We start from the raw sequence: 17,536 nt of genomic DNA on the forward strand, positions 1-17,536 counted from the left end.
GCCCGATGAACTTCAATTGGCAAGTGTTCTGGCAGTACCTGTTGCAGCCCAGCGGGGTCTACCTCACCGGGCTCTGGCTGACCTGCCTGATCAGCGTGCTGGCGATGTCGCTGGGCTGTGTACTCGGGCTGGCCGCGGCATTGCTGCGGCTGTCACGCAGTCCCTTGCTGCACCTGCCGGTACGTTTCTACGTGTGGCTGATGCGCGGCACGCCGTTGCTGGTGCAGATCGTCTTTCTCTACACCGCGCTGGCGGCCGGCGGGATCTTCCGTTTCGAGGACCTGGAACTGTTCGGCCTGGTGATACCGGGCAATATCCAGGCGGCGATCATCGCCCTGGGCCTGAACGAAGGCGCCTATATGGCCGAGATCATCCGCGCCGGGATCGGTGCGGTGGACAAGGGCCAGTACGAGGCCGGACGTTCGCTGGGCATGACCTTCGGCAAACTGATGCGGCGCATCGTCCTGCCCCAGGCCTTCCGGGTGATCGTGCCGGCGCTGGGCAACGAGTTCAACGTGATGCTCAAGAACACCACGCTGGTCAGTGTGATCGGGGTGCAGGAGTTGTTGCTGAGTACACAGATGGTGACCTCGGCGACCTTCCGGGTGTTCGAACTGTACCTGGTGGTGGCGATCTATTTCCTGTTGCTCACTACACTGTGGGGCTTCTTCCAGCGCTGGCTCGAAGCACGCTTCGGTCAGTCGGACCGGCCGTCGTCACCGCCGCCGGCCTCCAGCCGGATGTTTGGTCGCAGTGCCTTTAAACTGCTGAGGGGGCGTTGAACATGGCGCACAAGAGCGAAGAACTGATCATCGAAGCGCTGGACATTCAAAAGTCCTTTGGCGATTTGCAGATCCTCAAGGGCATTTCCCTGCAGGTACGCCGCGGTGAAGTGGTCGTGCTGATCGGCGCCTCGGGCTCGGGCAAGACCACCTTCATCCGCTGCATCAACCTGCTGGAAGATATCCAGGGTGGGCGTATTCGCGTCAACGGCCGGGCCATGGGTTACCGCGAGCGTGCCGACGGCAGCCTGGTGCGTGACTCCGAACGCAATATCGCCCGTCAGCGCCGGGATATCGGCATGGTCTTCCAGCGTTTCAACCTGTTCCCCCATATGACCGCCCTGGAAAATATCATCGAGGCACCGATCCAGGTGCTCGGCATGTCGCGGGCCGAGGCGCTGGAGCAGGCGCGGGCCTTGCTCGCCCGGGTCGGCCTGGCGGACAAGGCGGGGCATTACCCCTCGATGCTTTCCGGCGGTCAGCAGCAGCGGGTGGCGATCGCCCGGGCCCTGGCGATGAAGCCCCAGGCCATGCTGTTCGACGAGCCCACCAGCGCCCTCGACCCGGAAACCGTCGGCGAGGTGTTGCAGGTGATGAAGCAGTTGGCCGAGGAGGGCATGACCATGGTGGTGGTGACCCACGAAATGGGCTTTGCCCGGGAAGTCGCCGACCGCGTGGTGGTCCTTGACCAGGGCGAACTGATCGAGCAGGGGCCACCGGAGCAGATTTTCAGTCGGCCCGCGCATCCGCGTACCCAAGCTTTTCTCAGCCGTGTGTTGTGAAACCAACCCTTGTTTGGAAGAACTTTTGCCATGTTGAAATTTTCTGCCCACGAATATCCTTATCCGTCGCAACGCCAGAGCGTGTTTGCCCGCCGTGGCATGGTGGCGGCCTCGCAACCCCTGGCCGCCGAAGCCGGCATCGAGATCATGCGCAAGGGCGGCAATGCGATTGACGCTGCCATCGCCACGGCGGCGGCGCTGACGGTGGTCGAGCCCACCGGCTGTGGCCTCGGTGGCGATGCCTTCGCGCTGGTCTGGTGCAAGGGCAAACTGCACGGCCTCAACGGCAACGGCCAGGCCCCGGCGGCCCTGAGCATCGAGGCGGTCAAAGCGGCGGGGCATACACAAATGCCGCTGTATGGTTGGACCCCGGTAACCGTACCGGGCTGCCCGTCGGCCTGGGCCGAATTGTCGAAACGCTTTGGCAAGTTGCCCTTTGCCGAGCTGCTGCAGCCGGCCATCAGCCTGGCCCGGGAGGGTTTTCCCGTGTCGCCGGTCATCGCCTACAAATGGCAACAGGCGCTGGTCGAGTTCAGTCCGCAGCGCGACGCGGTGCTTGAGCCCTGGTTCGAGACGTTCCTGATCGAGGGCCGTGCACCCCGGGCCGGTGAACTGTTCCGCAACCCGGCCCAGGCCCGGACCCTTGAAGAACTGGCCGCCACGGCCTGCGAAAGCCTCTATCGCGGCGAACTGGCCGCGCGCCTGGATGCCCATTCCTGTGCCACCGGCGGCTACCTGCGCAGCAGCGACCTGCAGGGTTATCGCGCGCAGTGGGTCGAGCCGATCCATATCAACTACCGCGGTTATGACGTCTGGGAAATCCCGCCCAGCGGCCAGGGGCTGGTGGCGTTGATGGCGTTGAAAATCCTTGAAGGCTTCAGCTTTGACCATCGCGACAGCCAGCAGACCTGGCATCGCCAGCTGGAGGCCATGAAGCTGGCCTACAGCGACGGCCTGCACTACATCACCGACCCCTTGCATATGCGGGTAGCGGTGGCGGACCTGCTCAGCGACGACTACAGCGCCCGACGCCGCGGGCAGATCGGCGAGCAGGCGCTGCCGCCCGCGCCTGGCGATCCCCATGCCAGCGGCACGGTGTACCTGGCCAGCGCCGATGCCGAAGGCAATATGGTTTCGTTTATCCAGAGCAACTATCACGGCTTCGGTTCCGGCGTGGTGCTGCCCGACAGCGGCATCGCCTTGCAGAACCGTGGGCAGGAATTCAGCCTCGACCCGAGCCATGCCAACTGCCTGGTGCCCGGCAAGAAGACCTATCACACGATCATCCCCGGCTTTCTCAGCCAGGGCAGCGAACCCCTCGGGCCGTTCGGTGTGATGGGCGGCTATATGCAGCCCCAGGGCCACGTGCAGATGGTGATGAACCTGGTGGACTTCGCTCTCAACCCCCAGGCCGCCCTGGATGCACCGCGCTGGCAATGGCTGGGGGAGATGAAGGTGGGTATCGAGCAGGGCGCTTCACGGGACCTGGCGATGGGGCTGGCGCGGCGCGGCCATCAGGTGCAAATCACCTGTGACCTCACCGAATATGGACGTGGCCAGATCATTCTGCGCGACCCGCTCAGCGGTGTGCTGTGCGGCGGTACCGAACCGCGTACCGATTCCCATATCGCCGTGTGGTAAAGGTGCTCAGATCCTCAAGGTGACTGCCCAATACCGGAAGGACGGAGGTGCTTGAGGATAGGATGGCTGGCAGAGCGGGATGTGCAGATGTCGCGACAGGCGACATAATCACCTCCGGCGTGCGGCCATCCGGTCGTTGTGCACCAGACCTCGCGGAGTCTTGAATGGCCTTGCCGGAATCGTCGCTACACACTGAAACCAAGGTTCGTTCCAGAGTCCACGCATTATTCGTTCTCTCCCTCGTGGTCATCCTCACCGGCATCGGTGCGGGTCTCGGCGGCACGCTGCTGGCGATGTTGTTGCACGCGATCCAGCACCTGGCCTACGGCTATGGCCAGGACAGCCTCACCAGCCATGAAAGTTTCCTGATCGGCGTGAGCAGCGCCTCGACGTCGCGACGGATCCTGGCCCTGGCGCTCTGCGGTCTGGTGGCGGGCCTGGGCTGGTGGGCGATCTATCGATTCGGCAGTCCGCTGGTCGGTATCAAGAAAGCCGTGGCGCCCGACGGACCGGCGATGCCGCCCAAAACCACGGTGTGCCATGCGCTGTTGCAGATTATCACCGTGGCCCTGGGCTCGCCGCTGGGCCGTGAAGTCGCGCCCCGGGAGGTCGGCGCACTGGTCGGTGCCTGGTTATCGCGCAAGGCGCAGTTGCCCCCCGAAACCCACCGGCTGCTGATTGCCTGCGGGGCAGGGGCCGGGTTGGCGGCGGTCTATAACGTGCCATTGGGGGGCGCGGTATTTGTCCTGGAAGGCTTGCTGGCGGTGTTCAGTTGGCCGGCGGCGATCATGGCCCTGGCGACTTCGGCGATTGGCGCCGCCGTGGCCTGGGTTGGACTGGGCGCGCAGGTGCAATACGTGGTGCCGAGCCTGGCGCTGACACCCGGGCTGCTCGCCTGGTCGATGCTGGCCGGGCCGCTGTTCGGGCTCGCCGCTTATGGTTTTGTGCAACTGACCGGTCGCGCCCGGATCCAGGCTGCCCGCGGCTGGCGCTTGCCGGTGTTGTCCTTGATCAACTTCACCCTGATCGGTTGCGTGGCGGTCTATCTGCCCCAGGTGCTGGGTAACGGCAAGGGGCCGGCGCAGTTGGGCTTTGACAGCGAACTGACGTTGGGGCTGGCGGCCGCGCTGTTGGTGGCCAAGGTGCTGGTGACCAGCGCCAGCTTGCGGGCCGGGGCCGAAGGCGGGCTGCTGACGCCCGCCCTGGCGATTGGTGCGCTGATGGCGATTCTGCTGGGGGGATTATGGAGCCTGGCATTTCCAGGTGTTGCCCTGGGGGCCTTTGCCATTGTCGGTGCGGCGGCATTCCTGGCGGCCTCCATGAGCATGCCGCTCACGGCCATTGTGCTGGTGGCGGAGTTCACCCGGATCGATCACGACTTCCTGGTGCCGATCATTCTCGCGGTGGTGGGCTCGGTGTGCATGAGTCGCTTGTGTGAGGTGATCAACAGGTCTAAGCGCTGACTCCCCTGGCGTCGGTGCCGTAGCTCTGCGGTGAATGGCCGCTTGCAGCGGTTCGCGAGCAAGCTCTGCTCCTACAGGTTCATGTCGTACGCAAGATCTGTATTCAACAGCCCACTGTAGGAGCAGGGCTTGCCCGCGAAGAGGCCCTCAAGGCTGCCAACGCTTCGCTGCTCCTACTCTCGTGGCGCGGCGACTGGGCGCAAGCCGCTGGCAAGTATCTTGCTGGCTCTCTTGGCCTTGGCCAAACCATCCGGATCGCCATTCAACAGGCCTTGCAGCGCACCGGCACACAGCCGCGACTGGAAGTCATCGCGCCCGGCGAATTGCTGATGCAGCAGCTCGACGCCTTGTAGCGCCATGGCCAGGATCGCCTCGATACCGCCCGGACCCTGGATCGAACTGATCATCACATGCCGCAAGGCCTTCTTGTACTGGCTCTGGGTGTGGATCGCGGTGATATCGACGCCGCTATCGGCAAAGACTTTCTCCAGCAGCCCGCGCACGGCGTCGTCCTGCAGAAAGGGTTCGCCACAGTCATCCTCGAACACCAGGCCCTTGGCAGTGAGTGTGACCCCCGTGCTGTGCTCGGTCATTCTGGCTCCTTGTAGATCACGGCAGATTTGCAGTTTGCAACCAACCGTGGGATCAGACAAATGAAAAGCGCTCGAAAAAGTGCTACTCGTCATGACTGTTCAACAGGTTCAGACAACGCTGCAACACCTCCGAGACGTCGCCCGCCCGGTAGCTGAGCACGATGGGCGAGGTGATGCTGCTGTCCTGCAACGAGGTGTAACCAATGTCATCCCGGTGCAAGCGCTGAACCGAGGCCGGTACCAGGGCAATGCCGACCCCGGCGGCCACCAGGCCGATGGTGGTCTGCAGTTCGTTGGCCATCTGCGCCACGTGGATACTCAGGCCATGCCCGGCGAACACCCCCAGGACATGGTCGGCATAGCTGGGGCGCGGGCTGGCGGGGTAGAGGATAAACGGCTGCGCGGCCAACTCCTTGAGGCTGACCGGTCGCCCGAGCAGCGGATGCCCGGCCGGCAAGGCTGCGACCAGGGGATCCTGGCGGAGGACTTTCTGGACGATGGCCGGATCATCGAACAGCATCCGCCCAAAGCCGATATCGATCCGCCCGCTTTTCAGCGCCTCCAGTTGTTGCAGGGTGATCAGCTCCGACAGGCCCAGCTCGATATCGCCAAAACTGCGCAGGCGGCGGATCAGGTCGGGCAGGGCACCGTAGAGGGTCGAAGGCGCAAAGCCGATACCCAACCAGCGCTTGCGGCCGGCGGCCACGCGCCGGGTATCGTCACAAACCCGCTCAAGCTGTTCGAGCAGCTGGCTGGAATGCTCCTGGAAAAAACGCCCGGCCTCGGTCAGGCGCAAGGGCCGCGAACGCTCCAGCAGCGCCACCCCCAATTCATCTTCCAGTTGCTGGATCTGCCGGCTCAGGGGCGGTTGGGCGATGTTCAACAACTCGGCCGCACGGGTGAAGTTCAAGGTCTGGGCGAGCACCTTGAAATAACGCAAATGACGAAGCTCCACGATACCTCCTGGGTATGAAGCGAGACTTATTCAATATTGGACCGGCACCGCCTTGAGCGTCAATCATGGCGGAAAGACCAATACCACGTAGATGGATACGCCATGAGCGCTGTAACGATCGAACACTTCGATACCCAGATTGTCGATTTGCCCACCATTCGTCCTCACAAACTGGCGATGCACACCATGCACGGCCAGACGCTGGTGATCCTGCGTATCCGTTGCAGCGACGGTATCGTCGGCATCGGCGAGGCCACCACCATTGGTGGCCTCGCGTATGCCGGGGAAAGCCCGGAAAGCATCAAGGTCAACCTCGATACCTGGTTCGCGCCGCTGCTGATCGGCCAGGACGCCAGCAATGTCAACGCCGCCATGCAACGGGTCGACCGGGCCATTCGCGGTAATACCTTCGCCCGCTCGGCGGTGGAGACCGCGTTGCTCGATGCCCAGGGCAAACGCCTCGGGCTGCCGCTGGCCGAACTGCTCGGTGGTCGGCTGCGGGACGGTGTGGAAGTGGCCTGGACCCTGGCCAGCGGCGACACCGGCAAGGACATCGAGGAAGCCGAGCGTATGCTCGACCTGCGCCGCCATCGCCATTTCAAACTCAAGATCGGTGCCGGCGAACCGGCGCGGGATATCGCCCATGTCGCGGCGATCAAGCGCGCACTGGGTGACCGCGCCAGCGTGCGGGTGGACGTCAACCAGGCCTGGAGCGAGGCCGTGGCGGTGCGTGCCTGTCGCCAACTGGCCGAGGCCGGGGTCGAGCTGATCGAGCAGCCGCTGTCCCGCCATGATCGTGCCGGCATGGTGCGTTTGAGCGCCCATAGCCCGATCCCGCTGATGGCCGACGAAGCCATCGAGTCGGTGCAGGACAGCTTTGCCCTGGCGCAGATGGGCGCCGCGAGTATTTTTGCCCTGAAGATCGCCAAGACCGGCGGCCCGCGTGCCGTGCTGCGTACGGCAGCGATTGCCGAGGCGGCGGGTATCGGCCTGTACGGCGGCACCATGCTCGAAGGCAGTATCGGCACCCTGGCGGCCGCGCATGCTTTCGCCACCCTCGACAGGCTGGAGTGGCACACCGAACTGTTCGGCCCGTTGCTGCTGACCGAAGACATTCTGGTCGAACCGCCGACCTATCGTGATTTCCAGTTGCTGATCCCGAAGACTCCCGGGCTCGGCCTGGTCATCGATGAAGAACGCCTGGCGCGTTTTGCCCGCCACTGACTTCCTGAACCCAGAGGACACACCATGCTTTTTCACGTACGCATGACCGTCAAACTGCCCACCGACATGCCGGCCGAACAGGCTGCGCGACTCAAGGCCGATGAACGCGAACTGGCCCAGCGTCTGCAACGGGAGGGCACCTGGCGCCACCTTTGGCGCATCGCCGGGTTGTATGCCAATGTCAGCGTCTTTGATGTGCCGGATGCCCAGGCGCTGCACGATACCCTGATGCAACTGCCGCTTTATCCCTATATGGAGATCGAGGTCATGGCGCTGTGCAGGCATCCCTCTTCGGTCCATGACGACGACCGCTGAGCCGGGGTTTTCCAAGGTTTGCATCCACAAGAACAATGATGAGGAACAGCAGCATGACCGTTCGTATTTCCCAAACCGCCGAAGTCCAGAGCTTCTTCGAAGGCGCCGCCGGCCTTGACCAGGCTGCCGGCAATCCACGGGTGAAGCAGATTGTCCACCGGGTGTTGAGCGACAGCATCCGCCTGATCGAAGACCTGCGGATCTCGCCGGAAGAGTTCTGGAAGGCCGTGAACTACCTGAACGAACTGGGCAGCCGCCAGGAGGCCGGCCTGCTGGTCGCCGGGTTGGGCCTGGAACACTATCTCGACCTGTTGCTGGATGCCGAAGACGAGCAGGCCGGTCATGTCGGTGGCACGCCACGGACCATTGAAGGACCGCTGTATGTGGCCGGTGCGCCACTCTGCGAAGAAGAGGCCCGGCTGGATGACGGCCTTGATCCGGGCACCGTGCTGTTTATGCGCGGTCAGGTCCGCGGCCTCGACGGCAAGCCACTGGCCCACGCGCTGGTCGATGTCTGGCATGCCAACACCGGTGGCACCTATTCCTACTTCGATCCTTCGCAGTCGGAGTTCAACCTGCGCCGGCGCATCCGTACCGACGCCGAAGGTCGCTACCGCTTCCAGAGCATCGTGCCCTCCGGCTACGGTTGCCCGCCGGACGGCCCGACCCAGCAGTTGCTCGATCAACTGGGCCGGCACGGCCAGCGCCCGGCGCATATCCACTTCTTTATTTCCGCCCCGGGTCATCGTCACCTGACCACACAGATCAACCTGGCGGGCGATCCCTACCTGCACGACGACTTTGCCTACGCCACCCGCGACGAGTTGATTGCCGAAATTTTCTTCAAGGAAGACGCGAACGGGCGGCATGCCGAGATCGACTTCGATTTTGCCTTGCAGTCGACCGATGCCGCCAAGGAACAGGACAAGGGTGAGCGGGTGCGGGCACTCGAAGCCTGACCCTCGCCGCGTTCCGGCGTTACAGGTCCCGCGTGCGTCTGCCCGCGGGACTTTTGTCGTCCTGCCAGCCTTGATGGAAAAACAAGAGAGGCTTATCCCATGACCACTTTGTTGAGTGAGCGCAGCCGGATTTTCGAACAGGCCGATGCCCATGCGGTCTCCGAGTATGTCAACCAGCATGTCGGCAGCCATTGCATTCGCCTGCCGCCCAGGGGCCGCCCGCAAGCGAGTATCAAGCACCGGACCTTTTCCAGCCTTGACCTGTGCCGCATCAGCTACGGCGCCCGGGTCCAGGTAACGTCGCCGGCCCTGGAAACCATCTATCACTTGCAGATACTGCTGAGCGGACACTGCCGTTCAAGCTTCCGGGGCGAGGAGCGGATCTATACGCCCGGTGAGATCCTGCTGATCAACCCGGATGATCCGGTGGACCTGACCTATTCGGCCGATTGCGAGAAATTTATCGTCAAGCTGCCGGTGCGCTTGCTGGAAAATGCCTGCCTGGATCAGCACTGGCTGCTGCCGCGCCAGGGCATTCGCTTCGACAGCGAGCGCTGCGACCTGGCCGGGCTGGACGGTTTCGTACCGTTGCTGACGCTGATCTGTCACGAAGCCGAGAGCTGTGCGGGGCCTGAAGTGCAGGCGCTGTATGAACGCATCGTTGCCAGCAAGCTGCTGGGCCTGCTGGCAAGCAATGTGCAACGGGTCCGCCCCGAGGCGGAGAGCGCTGGTGGCTTCGAAGCGGTCCGCCAATTTATCGAGGCGCATCTGCACGATGAGATCGGTGTAGAGCAATTGCGCGAGGTGGCGCGGGTCAGCGAGCGCTCCCTGTATTTACTGTTCGAACGGCATGTCGGTCTTTCGCCCCGCGACTATGTGCGCCAGCGCAAGCTGGAGCGGGTGCATGCGCTATTGCAGCTACCGGGCGCCCGCAGTGTCACCGAAGTGGCGCTGGACCATGGTTTTGTTCACCTGGGGCGCTTCTCCGAAACCTATCGCAAACGCTTTGGCGAGCTGCCTTCGCACACCTGGCGCCGCCAGCGGGAGGGGGCTGCACGTAGCGGATAGCGATTTGCAGGGGGCGGATATTGTGACAGTCAGGGCAGGCATAAGGTGAGGGCGCCTGAGACAAGAACAATGGAGGGCCCAGCCCATGACCGACACACTCGACAGACTCGCCTGCCAGATCCGCGAGTCGGTTCAGGAAGACCCCGCCAGCGGAACGTTCCGCTGCCGCCGCGACATCTTCACCGACACCGAACTGTTTTCGCTGGAAATGAAACACATCTTTGAAGGCGGCTGGGTCTACCTGGCCCATGAAAGCCAGGTCCCGGAGATCAACGACTACTTCACGACCTTTATCGGCCGCCAGCCGGTGGTGATCACCCGCGACAAACAGGGCCTGCTCCATGGCCTGGTCAACGCCTGCGCCCACCGTGGCGCCATGCTCTGCCGCCACAAGCAAGGCAACAAGGGTTCGTTTACCTGTCCGTTCCACGGCTGGACCTTCAGCAACACCGGCAAGCTGCTCAAGGTCAAGGATGGCAAGACCGGCGCCTACCCGGACCGCTTCGACTGCGACGGTTCCCATGATCTGCGGCGCCTGGGGCGCTTCGAAAACTATCGCGGCTTCCTGTTCGGCAGCCTCTCGGAGCAAGTCCCGACGCTGAACGATTACCTGGGGGAAACCCGGGTCATCATCGACCAGATGGTCGACCAGGCACCCGAAGGCCTGGAGGTGCTGCGGGGCAGCTCGTCCTATGTCTACGACGGCAACTGGAAGCTGCAAATCGAGAACGGTGCCGACGGTTACCACGTCAGCTCCGTGCACTGGAACTACTCGGCGACCATGCAGCGGCGCAACTACGAGTCCCAGGGCACGCGCACCGTGGATGCCAACGGCTGGTCGAAAAGCCTGGGCGGCGTCTACGCCTTCGAGCATGGCCATATCCTGCTCTGGACCCGCTTGCTCAACCCGGAGGTCCGTCCGGTGCATGCTCATCGTCAGGCTCTGGCTGAGCGCTTGGGTCAGGAACGTGCCGACTTTATCGTCGATCAGACCCGCAACCTGTGCCTGTACCCCAACGTCTATCTGATGGATCAGTTCTCGACGCAGATCCGTGTGGTGCGGCCGATCGCGGTGGACAAGACCGAAGTGACCATCTATTGCATGGCGCCCAAGGGTGAAAGCGCCGAGGAGCGCGCAACCCGTATCCGCCAATACGAGGACTTCTTCAACGTCAGCGGCATGGGCACGCCCGATGACCTGGAGGAGTTTCGCTCCTGCCAGACCGGCTACCAGGGCTCGATCCCGTTGTGGAACGACCTCAGCCGTGGCGCCAAACAATGGCTGGAAGGCGCCGACGAGAATGCCCGGGCGATGGGCATGCAACCGCTGCTCAGCGGTATCAAGACCGAGGACGAAGGTCTGTTCGTGCGCCAGCACGCGCATTGGGCCGAGAGCCTGCTCACGGCGCTGGAGCGCGAGCGCAAAGGTTTGATCGCCACGGACAAGGAGGGCCAGGTATGAACCTTTCACGTGATCGTTTGCTGGATTTCCTCTACCGCGAGGCCCGACTGCTCGACGACCGCCAGTGGGACGAATGGCTGCAATGCTATAGCCAGCAGGCGCAATTCTGGATGCCGGCCTGGGATGACCACGACAGCCTGACCGAAGACCCGCAGCGCGAGATTTCGCTGATCTACTACCCCAACCGCGACGGCCTGGAAGACCGCGTGTTCCGGATCAAGACCGAACGCTCCAGCGCCAGCACCCCGCAGCCGCGCACCGTGCACCTGATCGCCAACCTGGAAGTGCTGGACAGTGATGAGCGTGAAGTCGAGCTGCGCTTCAACTGGCATACCCTCAGCCATCGCTACAAGACCACGGATTCGTACTTCGGGACCTCGTTCTATCGCCTGGATATCAGCGGCGAGCAACCGCTGATCACCCGCAAGAAGGTGATACTCAAGAACGACTATATCCACCAAGTCATTGATATCTATCATATCTGAGGGCCGGCCCATGACGTATCGCATCGCCCTGAACTTCGAGGATGGGGTCACTCGTTTTATCGACTGCAAGGCCGGCGAGAAGGTGCTCGACGCCGCCTTTCGCCAACGGATCAACCTGCCCATGGACTGCTCCGACGGCGTCTGCGGTACCTGCAAATGCCGTTGCGAAAGCGGCGCCTATGACCTCGGCGAAGATTATCTCGAGGAAGCGCTGGGGGCCGATGAGGTCGAGCAGCGCCAGGTGCTGACTTGCCAGATGATTCCCGAAAGCGACTGTGTGCTGGCCGTGCCGGTGCCGTCCGGCACCTGCAAGACTGGCACCTCGCGGTTCGACGCGACCCTGGCGGGGATCACCGCTCACGCCGACGCAGCTCTGGAAGTCCGTTTCGAACTTGATCAGGCACCAGCGTTCCTGCCGGGACAGTACGTGAATATCGGCGTCCCCGGCAGTGAACAGACCCGCTCGTATTCGTTCAGCAGCCTGCCCGGCGAGCACCATGTCAGCTTTCTGATCAAGCATGTCCCGGGTGGGCTGATGAGCGGCTGGCTGGGTCGGGCCCAAGCCGGAGAGAAAGTGTCGATGGCCGGGCCGCTGGGCAGTTTCTACCTGCGCACGGTGACCCGGCCGTTGCTGTTCCTGGCCGGTGGTACCGGACTGGCGCCGTTTCTGTCGATGCTCGAAGTGCTCGCCGAGCGCAACGAACGTCAGCCGATCCATCTGATTTATGGGGTTTCCCGGGACCAGGACCTGGTCATGGTCGAGACGTTGCAAGGGTTCAGCGAGCGCTTGCCGAATTTCACCTTCGTCACCTGTGTCTCCGACCCGCGGACCCTGCACCCGCGCCAGGGTTATGTGACCCGGCACATCGCGCCCGGGTTGCTCAACGGCGGGGAGGTCGACGTTTACCTGTGTGGCCCGCCGCCGATGGTCGATGCCGTACGGCAGCACTTCAAGGCAGAGGGCGTGACCCCAAGCAGCTTCCACTACGAGAAATTCACCGCCAATACCCTGGTGACCGGCGATGCCGCCTGAGGAGATCGTGATGAACCCACGTTTCAAGGACAAAGTCGCGCTGGTCACCGGCGCGGCCCAGGGCATCGGTCGGCGAGTGGCCGAACGCTTGCTGGAGGAGGGCGCCTGGCTGGTGGCCGTGGACCGTTCCGAACTGGTCCACGAGCTGCATGGCGAACGGGTCCTCAGCCTGACTGCCGATCTGGAGCAGCATGCTCCTTGTACAGAGGTCATGCGGGCCGCCCAGAAACGTTTCGGGAGGATCGATATCCTCGTCAACAACGTCGGCGGGACCATCTGGGCCAAACCTTTCGAGCATTACCAGGAAACCGAGATCGAAGCGGAGGTGCGCCGCTCACTGTTCCCGACCCTCTGGTGCTGCCATGCGGTATTGCCCTACATGCTGGAGCAGGGCGGCGGGGCGATCGTCAATGTCTCGTCGGTGGCTACGCGCGGGATCAATCGGGTGCCCTATGGCGCGGCCAAGGGCGGGGTCAATGCCCTGACTGCCTGCCTGGCCTTCGAGACCGCCGGCCGCGGGATTCGGGTCAATGCCACGGCACCGGGCGGCACCGATGCGCCGCCGCGGCGTATCCCGCGCAATGCCCAGGCACCCAGCGGCGATGAACAAGCCTGGTATCGACAGATCGTCGAGCAGACCGTGGACAGCAGCTTGATGAAGCGTTATGGCAGCATCGACGAACAGGCAGGGGCGATCCTTTTTCTCGCCAGCGACGATGCTTCCTACATTACTGGCGTGACCTTGCCAGTAGGAGGAGGTGATCTGGGCTGAGCTGACGCGCCGGGCCGTTATATAAGCTATATATAGACTGTTGCCTGAAACGTGTTGCGGCACAATGTCGCAACCGTTGCCGACACGTTGTACTGGTGACCGTTGTTTGTCACCCTTGGCGCCAATAATAATCAGCGACGTCACTTTCGTGTCCATGCCCCGGTTTTCCCACTCATTGCGTCAGCTTGCCATTTGCCTGGCCATGCTTGCGGCGTTGCTGCCGAGCGTGATGCTGTTGCTGCCGGCTGCCCATGGGCAGTCGATGATGATGGGCGAGCATTGCAACATGGTCGGCATGACCGGACACGACACGTCCTCCGGCAGCCGCGATCCCTCGCCGGACCAGTACCATGAATGCCATTGCCTGCTGTGTGTCGTCCATGCGGTCGATATCGGTTTACCGCCCAGCGTCGTTCAGTGGCAGCTTTCCGGTCGCACTGACGTCGTACTGGCACAAGCGATCTACCCTCCCTACGCCAGCACAGTCTGGCTGGTCTCCGAGCCGCGCGGCCCGCCTGCTTTTTCCTGATTCTCCTTGCAATGGCAAATCCTCCCCAGTCTGTTTGGGTGGTTTGCCCCTATGCGTTGCAACTTAATCCAGGAATGCCAACCCCATGGTCATGCCATCACTGCGCCGTACCCGTCGGAGCGTATTGCCGCTCGCGGCTTTGTCTGTCACCGCTTTATTTCCGCACCTCGCGTTGGCTTGTGCCAGCTGTGGCTGCACCCTCAGTTCCGATTGGGACAATCTGGGCATCAGCAGCTCGTCGGGGCTGAAACTGGACCTGCGTTACGACTATCTGAACCAGAACCAATTGCGTAGTGGTAGCCACAGCATTTCTCCAGGTGCCGCGAGCCAGATCTCCAACAACGGCAACCCACAGGAGGTGGAAAAGTACACCCGCAATGACTACCTGACGATGGGCCTGGACTACAGCTTCAATGCGAGCTGGGGCGTGGATCTGCAAGTGCCGTATATCTTTCGCAGCCATAACACCCTGGGCACGGCATCGGATGGTGTGACCCCAGGTGATGGTGGGGGCCAGTACAGCTCCAGGACCTCCAGTCTCGGCGACGTCAAGGTCATCGGTCGTTATCAGGGGTTCACACCGCAGCACAACCTGGGAGTGTTGTTCGGCTTGAAACTGCCCACGGGGGCCCATGACGACACCGCCCCGTCCACCGACCCCACCGCCCCAGGCCCTGTGGCGATAGACCGTGGCCTGCAACCGGGTACCGGGACCACCGACGGCATCCTGGGTGTCTATTACATGGATACCCTGAACAAGAACTGGGACTACTTCGGCCAGGCCTTGCTGCAGAAGGCGCTTGATTCCAGTGATCACTATCGCCCAGGCGATGGCGTCAACCTGAATGTCGGCCTGCGCTACATGGGCAACGCCTACGTCACGCCGCAGCTCCAGCTGAATGTGCGACATGTCGAGCGCGACGTGGGTGCCAATGCCGACACCGTCAGCACCGGCGGCACTCTGGCCTACCTCAGTCCGGGTGTGACGGTGCCGGTCGGCAAAAAGACCTCGCTCTACAGCTTCGTGCAGGTGCCGGTCTACCAGAATGTCAACGGCGTGCAGCTTGCTCCGCGCTATACCGCGACCATCGGCGCCCGATACGCGTTCTAGTGATCCATGAGACGGAGGGAAACTTGATGAGCACAAAAAGACTGCTGCCCTTGTTCGCGCTCTGTTGCAGCCTGGTTGGTCTGCCCGCCTGGGCGATTGATGTAGGCGAGCACGCGCCGAATCTGACGGCGAAAACCCTGGATGGCGAGACCTTTGATCTGCGCAAACAGGCCGGCCAGGTGGTGATCGTGAATTTCTGGGCTTCCTGGTGCGAGCCGTGCCGGGCAGAAATGCCCGCCATGGAAGCCTATTACCAACAGCACAAAGGCGAAGGGCTGAAGATTATTGCGATCAGCATGGATGAGCCGGAGGACGACGCCATGGTGCACAAGGTCATGGCCGGCTACAGCTATCCCGCAGCGTTCCAGCGGGACGCCGATTTCAAGGGGTTTGGCCGGGTCTGGCGGATGCCCATGACCTACGTCATCGACAGGCAGGGGGTGGTGCGCAAGGACGGTAGCGTGGGCGATCCGAAAATCGATCGGGCGCTGCTGGATCAGTTGGTGAACCCGTTGCTGGCGACGCATTAGCACTGACAGCCTGAAAACCGCCGAGTGCTTTGGCACTCGGACCGGCCATGCTCCGCTATAGCGGAGCCAATTACAGATATCACATCGTGCTTTTCTCCGGCCGGCGCCGAGAAGGGCGGGGGGATATCGTCCTGTGAGGCCCGAACCAGAGCCTGGGGAAAAAGTTTCATGTTCTGGAGGCGAAGTTTCATCTGAAACAAATTGTATTAAAAAATTCCCAGGCCTAAGATGCGCGCAATTCGAGACCGGTTCTCATTTCGATTCTCATTTTGATCCTTTCCCGTGGCCCGAGCCTGTTGCCGCAGTGTGAGGATCAAGTCCTTATGGAGTCATCGATGCGCGCAATGTCGTACCACCGATCCACCCAGCGTGTTGTTCTGTCGACCGCCCTGGCTTGCTCTGTCGCCTGGCTGTGGGTCGCTCCCGCCAACGCGGCGCAAGCAGTGCCGACGGCCAATCCGTCCATGGCGACAGATGACGTCAACCCTGCGGACCTGCCTGAAGCGGATCTGGCGATCAAGGCCGCGCCAGCCGGTCAGTGGACCGGTTTCTGGACGCGCCAGAACATGCTCGGCGATATCGGCGGGCTGCGCTCGAGCCTCGCGGCCTATGGCGTGACCCTGGGCCTGACGGAAACCAGCGAATACCTGAACAATGCCAAGGGCGGCTTGAATCGCGGTGGGGACTACGACGGTCTCACCACCATGACCCTGAAGCTCGACACCCTCAAGATGTTCGGCCTGGCCGGCGGTACCCTGAACATCAGCGCCATAAGCGTCCACGGGAAAAATCTCAGCGCCGACAAGCTGGGCACCCTGCAGACCGCCAGCGGTATCGAAGCGGACACCGGCACCCGTCTGTGGGAAGCCTGGTACCAGCAGAAATTCCTCGACGAGACCCTGGATTTGCGCGTCGGCCAGCAGAGCATCGACCAGGAGTTCATGGTCAGCCAGTACGCCAGTACCCTCGTCAACACCATGTTCGGCTGGCCGGCGGTGCCGTCCTACGACATGCCGGCCGGTGGCCCGGCCTATCCGTTGTCGGCCCTGGGTATCCGTGTGCGGGTCCATCCGACCGATGCGATCACCGTCCTCGCGGGCGTCTATGACGGTAACCCGGCGGGCACCAACGACGGTGACCCGCAACGGCAGAACGCCCACGGCACCAACTTCGACCTGCACACCGGCGCGCTGTACATCTCCGAGCTGCAGTACGCCGTCAATCCGGCTTCTCTGGGCCAGACGGAGACCGCCAACCCCGGTCTGCCGGGTCTCTACAAACTCGGCGCCTGGTACAACACGCAGAACTTCGCCGACCAGCGCTACGGCACCGACGGCCTGTCGCTCGCCGATCCGAACAGCAACGGCACCGCCACCGAGCACTCGGGCAACTACAGCGTCTACGCCGTGGCCGACCAGATGATCTGGCGCCAGGCCCCGGACAGCATGCGTTCGGTGGGCGTGTTCACCCGCCTGATGGGGGCGCCGGGCGATCGCAACCTGATCAGCTTCAGTGCCAACGCCGGTGTGACCCTGGCCGCGCCTTTCGAAGGCCGCGATGCCGATACGGTCAGCCTGGCGCTGGGCTACGTCAAGGTCGGCAGTGGCGCCGCGGGTCTGGATCTCGACAGCGGCAACCGCGTGCGCAATGGCGAGACCTTTCTTGAAGCGACCTATCAGTACCAACTGACCCCGTGGCTGCAACTGCAACCGGACATTCAGTACACGCTTAATCCAGGGGCGGGCCAGAACCCGAACGATCCGACGCTGCGAATGGGTGACACGCTGGTCTGGGGCTTGCGCACCAACATCACCCTCTAGACCGGACGCTGG

At 62.8% G+C, this 17,536-nt stretch carries 18 protein-coding genes; 16 read left to right on the plus strand and 2 right to left on the minus strand.

Features of this window, described 5'->3' with window-relative positions; translation table 11 throughout:
* The first annotated feature begins 5 nt into the window (after nucleotides 1–5).
* The 4 genes from M5C71_RS01845 to M5C71_RS01860 all read left to right on the plus strand — a co-directional run bounded on the left by M5C71_RS01845 (nucleotide 6) and on the right by M5C71_RS01860 (nucleotide 4,668).
* Entirely contained in the window at nucleotides 6–782 is a 777-nt protein-coding gene (locus tag M5C71_RS01845) for an amino acid ABC transporter permease (protein WP_248767072.1), read from the plus strand.
* Between the two features lie 2 nt (nucleotides 783–784).
* A complete protein-coding gene (locus tag M5C71_RS01850; protein WP_152739156.1) occupies nucleotides 785–1,564 on the plus strand; it encodes an amino acid ABC transporter ATP-binding protein in 780 nt (259 codons plus the stop codon).
* A gap of 30 nt (nucleotides 1,565–1,594) precedes the next feature.
* Nucleotides 1,595–3,205: a gamma-glutamyltransferase family protein gene (locus tag M5C71_RS01855; protein ID WP_248767073.1), complete on the plus strand. Its 1,611-nt coding sequence runs from the start codon at nucleotides 1,595–1,597 to the stop codon at nucleotides 3,203–3,205.
* A gap of 164 nt (nucleotides 3,206–3,369) precedes the next feature.
* Nucleotides 3,370–4,668 carry a chloride channel protein gene (locus M5C71_RS01860; protein ID WP_248767074.1) on the plus strand — a complete coding sequence of 433 codons (1,299 nt, stop codon included), beginning with the start codon at nucleotides 3,370–3,372 and terminating at the stop codon, nucleotides 4,666–4,668.
* Nucleotides 4,669–4,841: 173 nt separating this feature from the next.
* Here the strand turns inward: M5C71_RS01860 and M5C71_RS01865 are convergent, their stop codons facing one another.
* Together M5C71_RS01865 and M5C71_RS01870 are read right to left on the minus strand one after the other, a co-directional pair.
* Nucleotides 4,842–5,261, minus strand: coding sequence for a hypothetical protein (locus M5C71_RS01865; protein ID WP_103497461.1), 420 nt, complete (start codon nucleotides 5,259–5,261; stop codon nucleotides 4,842–4,844).
* An 82-nt stretch (nucleotides 5,262–5,343) separates the two neighbouring features.
* Nucleotides 5,344–6,216 carry a LysR family transcriptional regulator gene (locus M5C71_RS01870; protein ID WP_103497460.1) on the minus strand — a complete coding sequence of 291 codons (873 nt, stop codon included), beginning with the start codon at nucleotides 6,214–6,216 and terminating at the stop codon, nucleotides 5,344–5,346.
* A 102-nt stretch (nucleotides 6,217–6,318) separates the two neighbouring features.
* Here M5C71_RS01870 and M5C71_RS01875 point away from each other — a divergent pair, with 102 nt between their 5' ends.
* From M5C71_RS01875 to M5C71_RS01930, 12 genes are all read left to right on the plus strand, one after another.
* Nucleotides 6,319–7,440: a muconate cycloisomerase family protein gene (locus tag M5C71_RS01875; RefSeq protein WP_103497459.1), complete on the plus strand. Its 1,122-nt coding sequence runs from the start codon at nucleotides 6,319–6,321 to the stop codon at nucleotides 7,438–7,440.
* Nucleotides 7,441–7,464: 24 nt separating this feature from the next.
* Complete coding sequence (gene catC, locus M5C71_RS01880) at nucleotides 7,465–7,755, plus strand: muconolactone Delta-isomerase (RefSeq protein WP_103497458.1); 291 nt, start codon at nucleotides 7,465–7,467, stop codon at nucleotides 7,753–7,755.
* Nucleotides 7,756–7,808: 53 nt separating this feature from the next.
* Complete coding sequence (gene catA / locus M5C71_RS01885) at nucleotides 7,809–8,714, plus strand: catechol 1,2-dioxygenase (RefSeq protein WP_103497457.1); 906 nt, start codon at nucleotides 7,809–7,811, stop codon at nucleotides 8,712–8,714.
* 99 nt (nucleotides 8,715–8,813) lie between these two features.
* Nucleotides 8,814–9,782 (plus strand): AraC family transcriptional regulator, encoded by a 969-nt coding sequence (locus M5C71_RS01890; RefSeq protein WP_103497456.1) that lies wholly within the window; start codon nucleotides 8,814–8,816, stop codon nucleotides 9,780–9,782.
* 85 nt (nucleotides 9,783–9,867) lie between these two features.
* The gene (locus M5C71_RS01895; RefSeq protein WP_103497455.1) at nucleotides 9,868–11,244 is read left to right on the plus strand and encodes a Rieske 2Fe-2S domain-containing protein; all 1,377 of its coding nucleotides are present in this window, start codon (nucleotides 9,868–9,870) and stop codon (nucleotides 11,242–11,244) included.
* Entirely contained in the window at nucleotides 11,241–11,729 is a 489-nt protein-coding gene (gene benB, locus M5C71_RS01900; protein WP_103497454.1) for a benzoate 1,2-dioxygenase small subunit, read from the plus strand. The genes M5C71_RS01895 and benB overlap by 4 nt, the downstream gene beginning before the upstream one ends.
* A 10-nt stretch (nucleotides 11,730–11,739) precedes the next feature.
* Complete coding sequence (gene benC, locus M5C71_RS01905; RefSeq protein WP_103497453.1) at nucleotides 11,740–12,762, plus strand: benzoate 1,2-dioxygenase electron transfer component BenC; 1,023 nt, start codon at nucleotides 11,740–11,742, stop codon at nucleotides 12,760–12,762.
* Nucleotides 12,763–12,772: 10 nt separating this feature from the next.
* Nucleotides 12,773–13,534, plus strand: coding sequence for a 1,6-dihydroxycyclohexa-2,4-diene-1-carboxylate dehydrogenase (locus tag M5C71_RS01910; protein ID WP_103497488.1), 762 nt, complete (start codon nucleotides 12,773–12,775; stop codon nucleotides 13,532–13,534).
* Between the two features lie 175 nt (nucleotides 13,535–13,709).
* Nucleotides 13,710–14,063 carry a DUF2946 domain-containing protein gene (locus M5C71_RS01915; RefSeq protein ID WP_248745972.1) on the plus strand — a complete coding sequence of 118 codons (354 nt, stop codon included), beginning with the start codon at nucleotides 13,710–13,712 and terminating at the stop codon, nucleotides 14,061–14,063.
* 85 nt (nucleotides 14,064–14,148) lie between these two features.
* Nucleotides 14,149–15,174 (plus strand): hypothetical protein, encoded by a 1,026-nt coding sequence (locus tag M5C71_RS01920; protein WP_103497451.1) that lies wholly within the window; start codon nucleotides 14,149–14,151, stop codon nucleotides 15,172–15,174.
* Between the two features lie 26 nt (nucleotides 15,175–15,200).
* Complete coding sequence (locus tag M5C71_RS01925) at nucleotides 15,201–15,704, plus strand: TlpA disulfide reductase family protein (RefSeq protein WP_103497450.1); 504 nt, start codon at nucleotides 15,201–15,203, stop codon at nucleotides 15,702–15,704.
* 335 nt (nucleotides 15,705–16,039) lie between these two features.
* A complete protein-coding gene (locus M5C71_RS01930) occupies nucleotides 16,040–17,524 on the plus strand; it encodes a carbohydrate porin (RefSeq protein ID WP_218171191.1) in 1,485 nt (494 codons plus the stop codon).
* The last annotated feature ends 12 nt before the right edge of the window (nucleotides 17,525–17,536 follow it).

Origin of the sequence: Pseudomonas sp. MWU12-2345 (assembly GCF_023242385.1) — a bacterium.
GTDB classification, from domain to species: Bacteria; Pseudomonadota; Gammaproteobacteria; order Pseudomonadales; family Pseudomonadaceae; genus Aquipseudomonas; species Aquipseudomonas gingeri_D.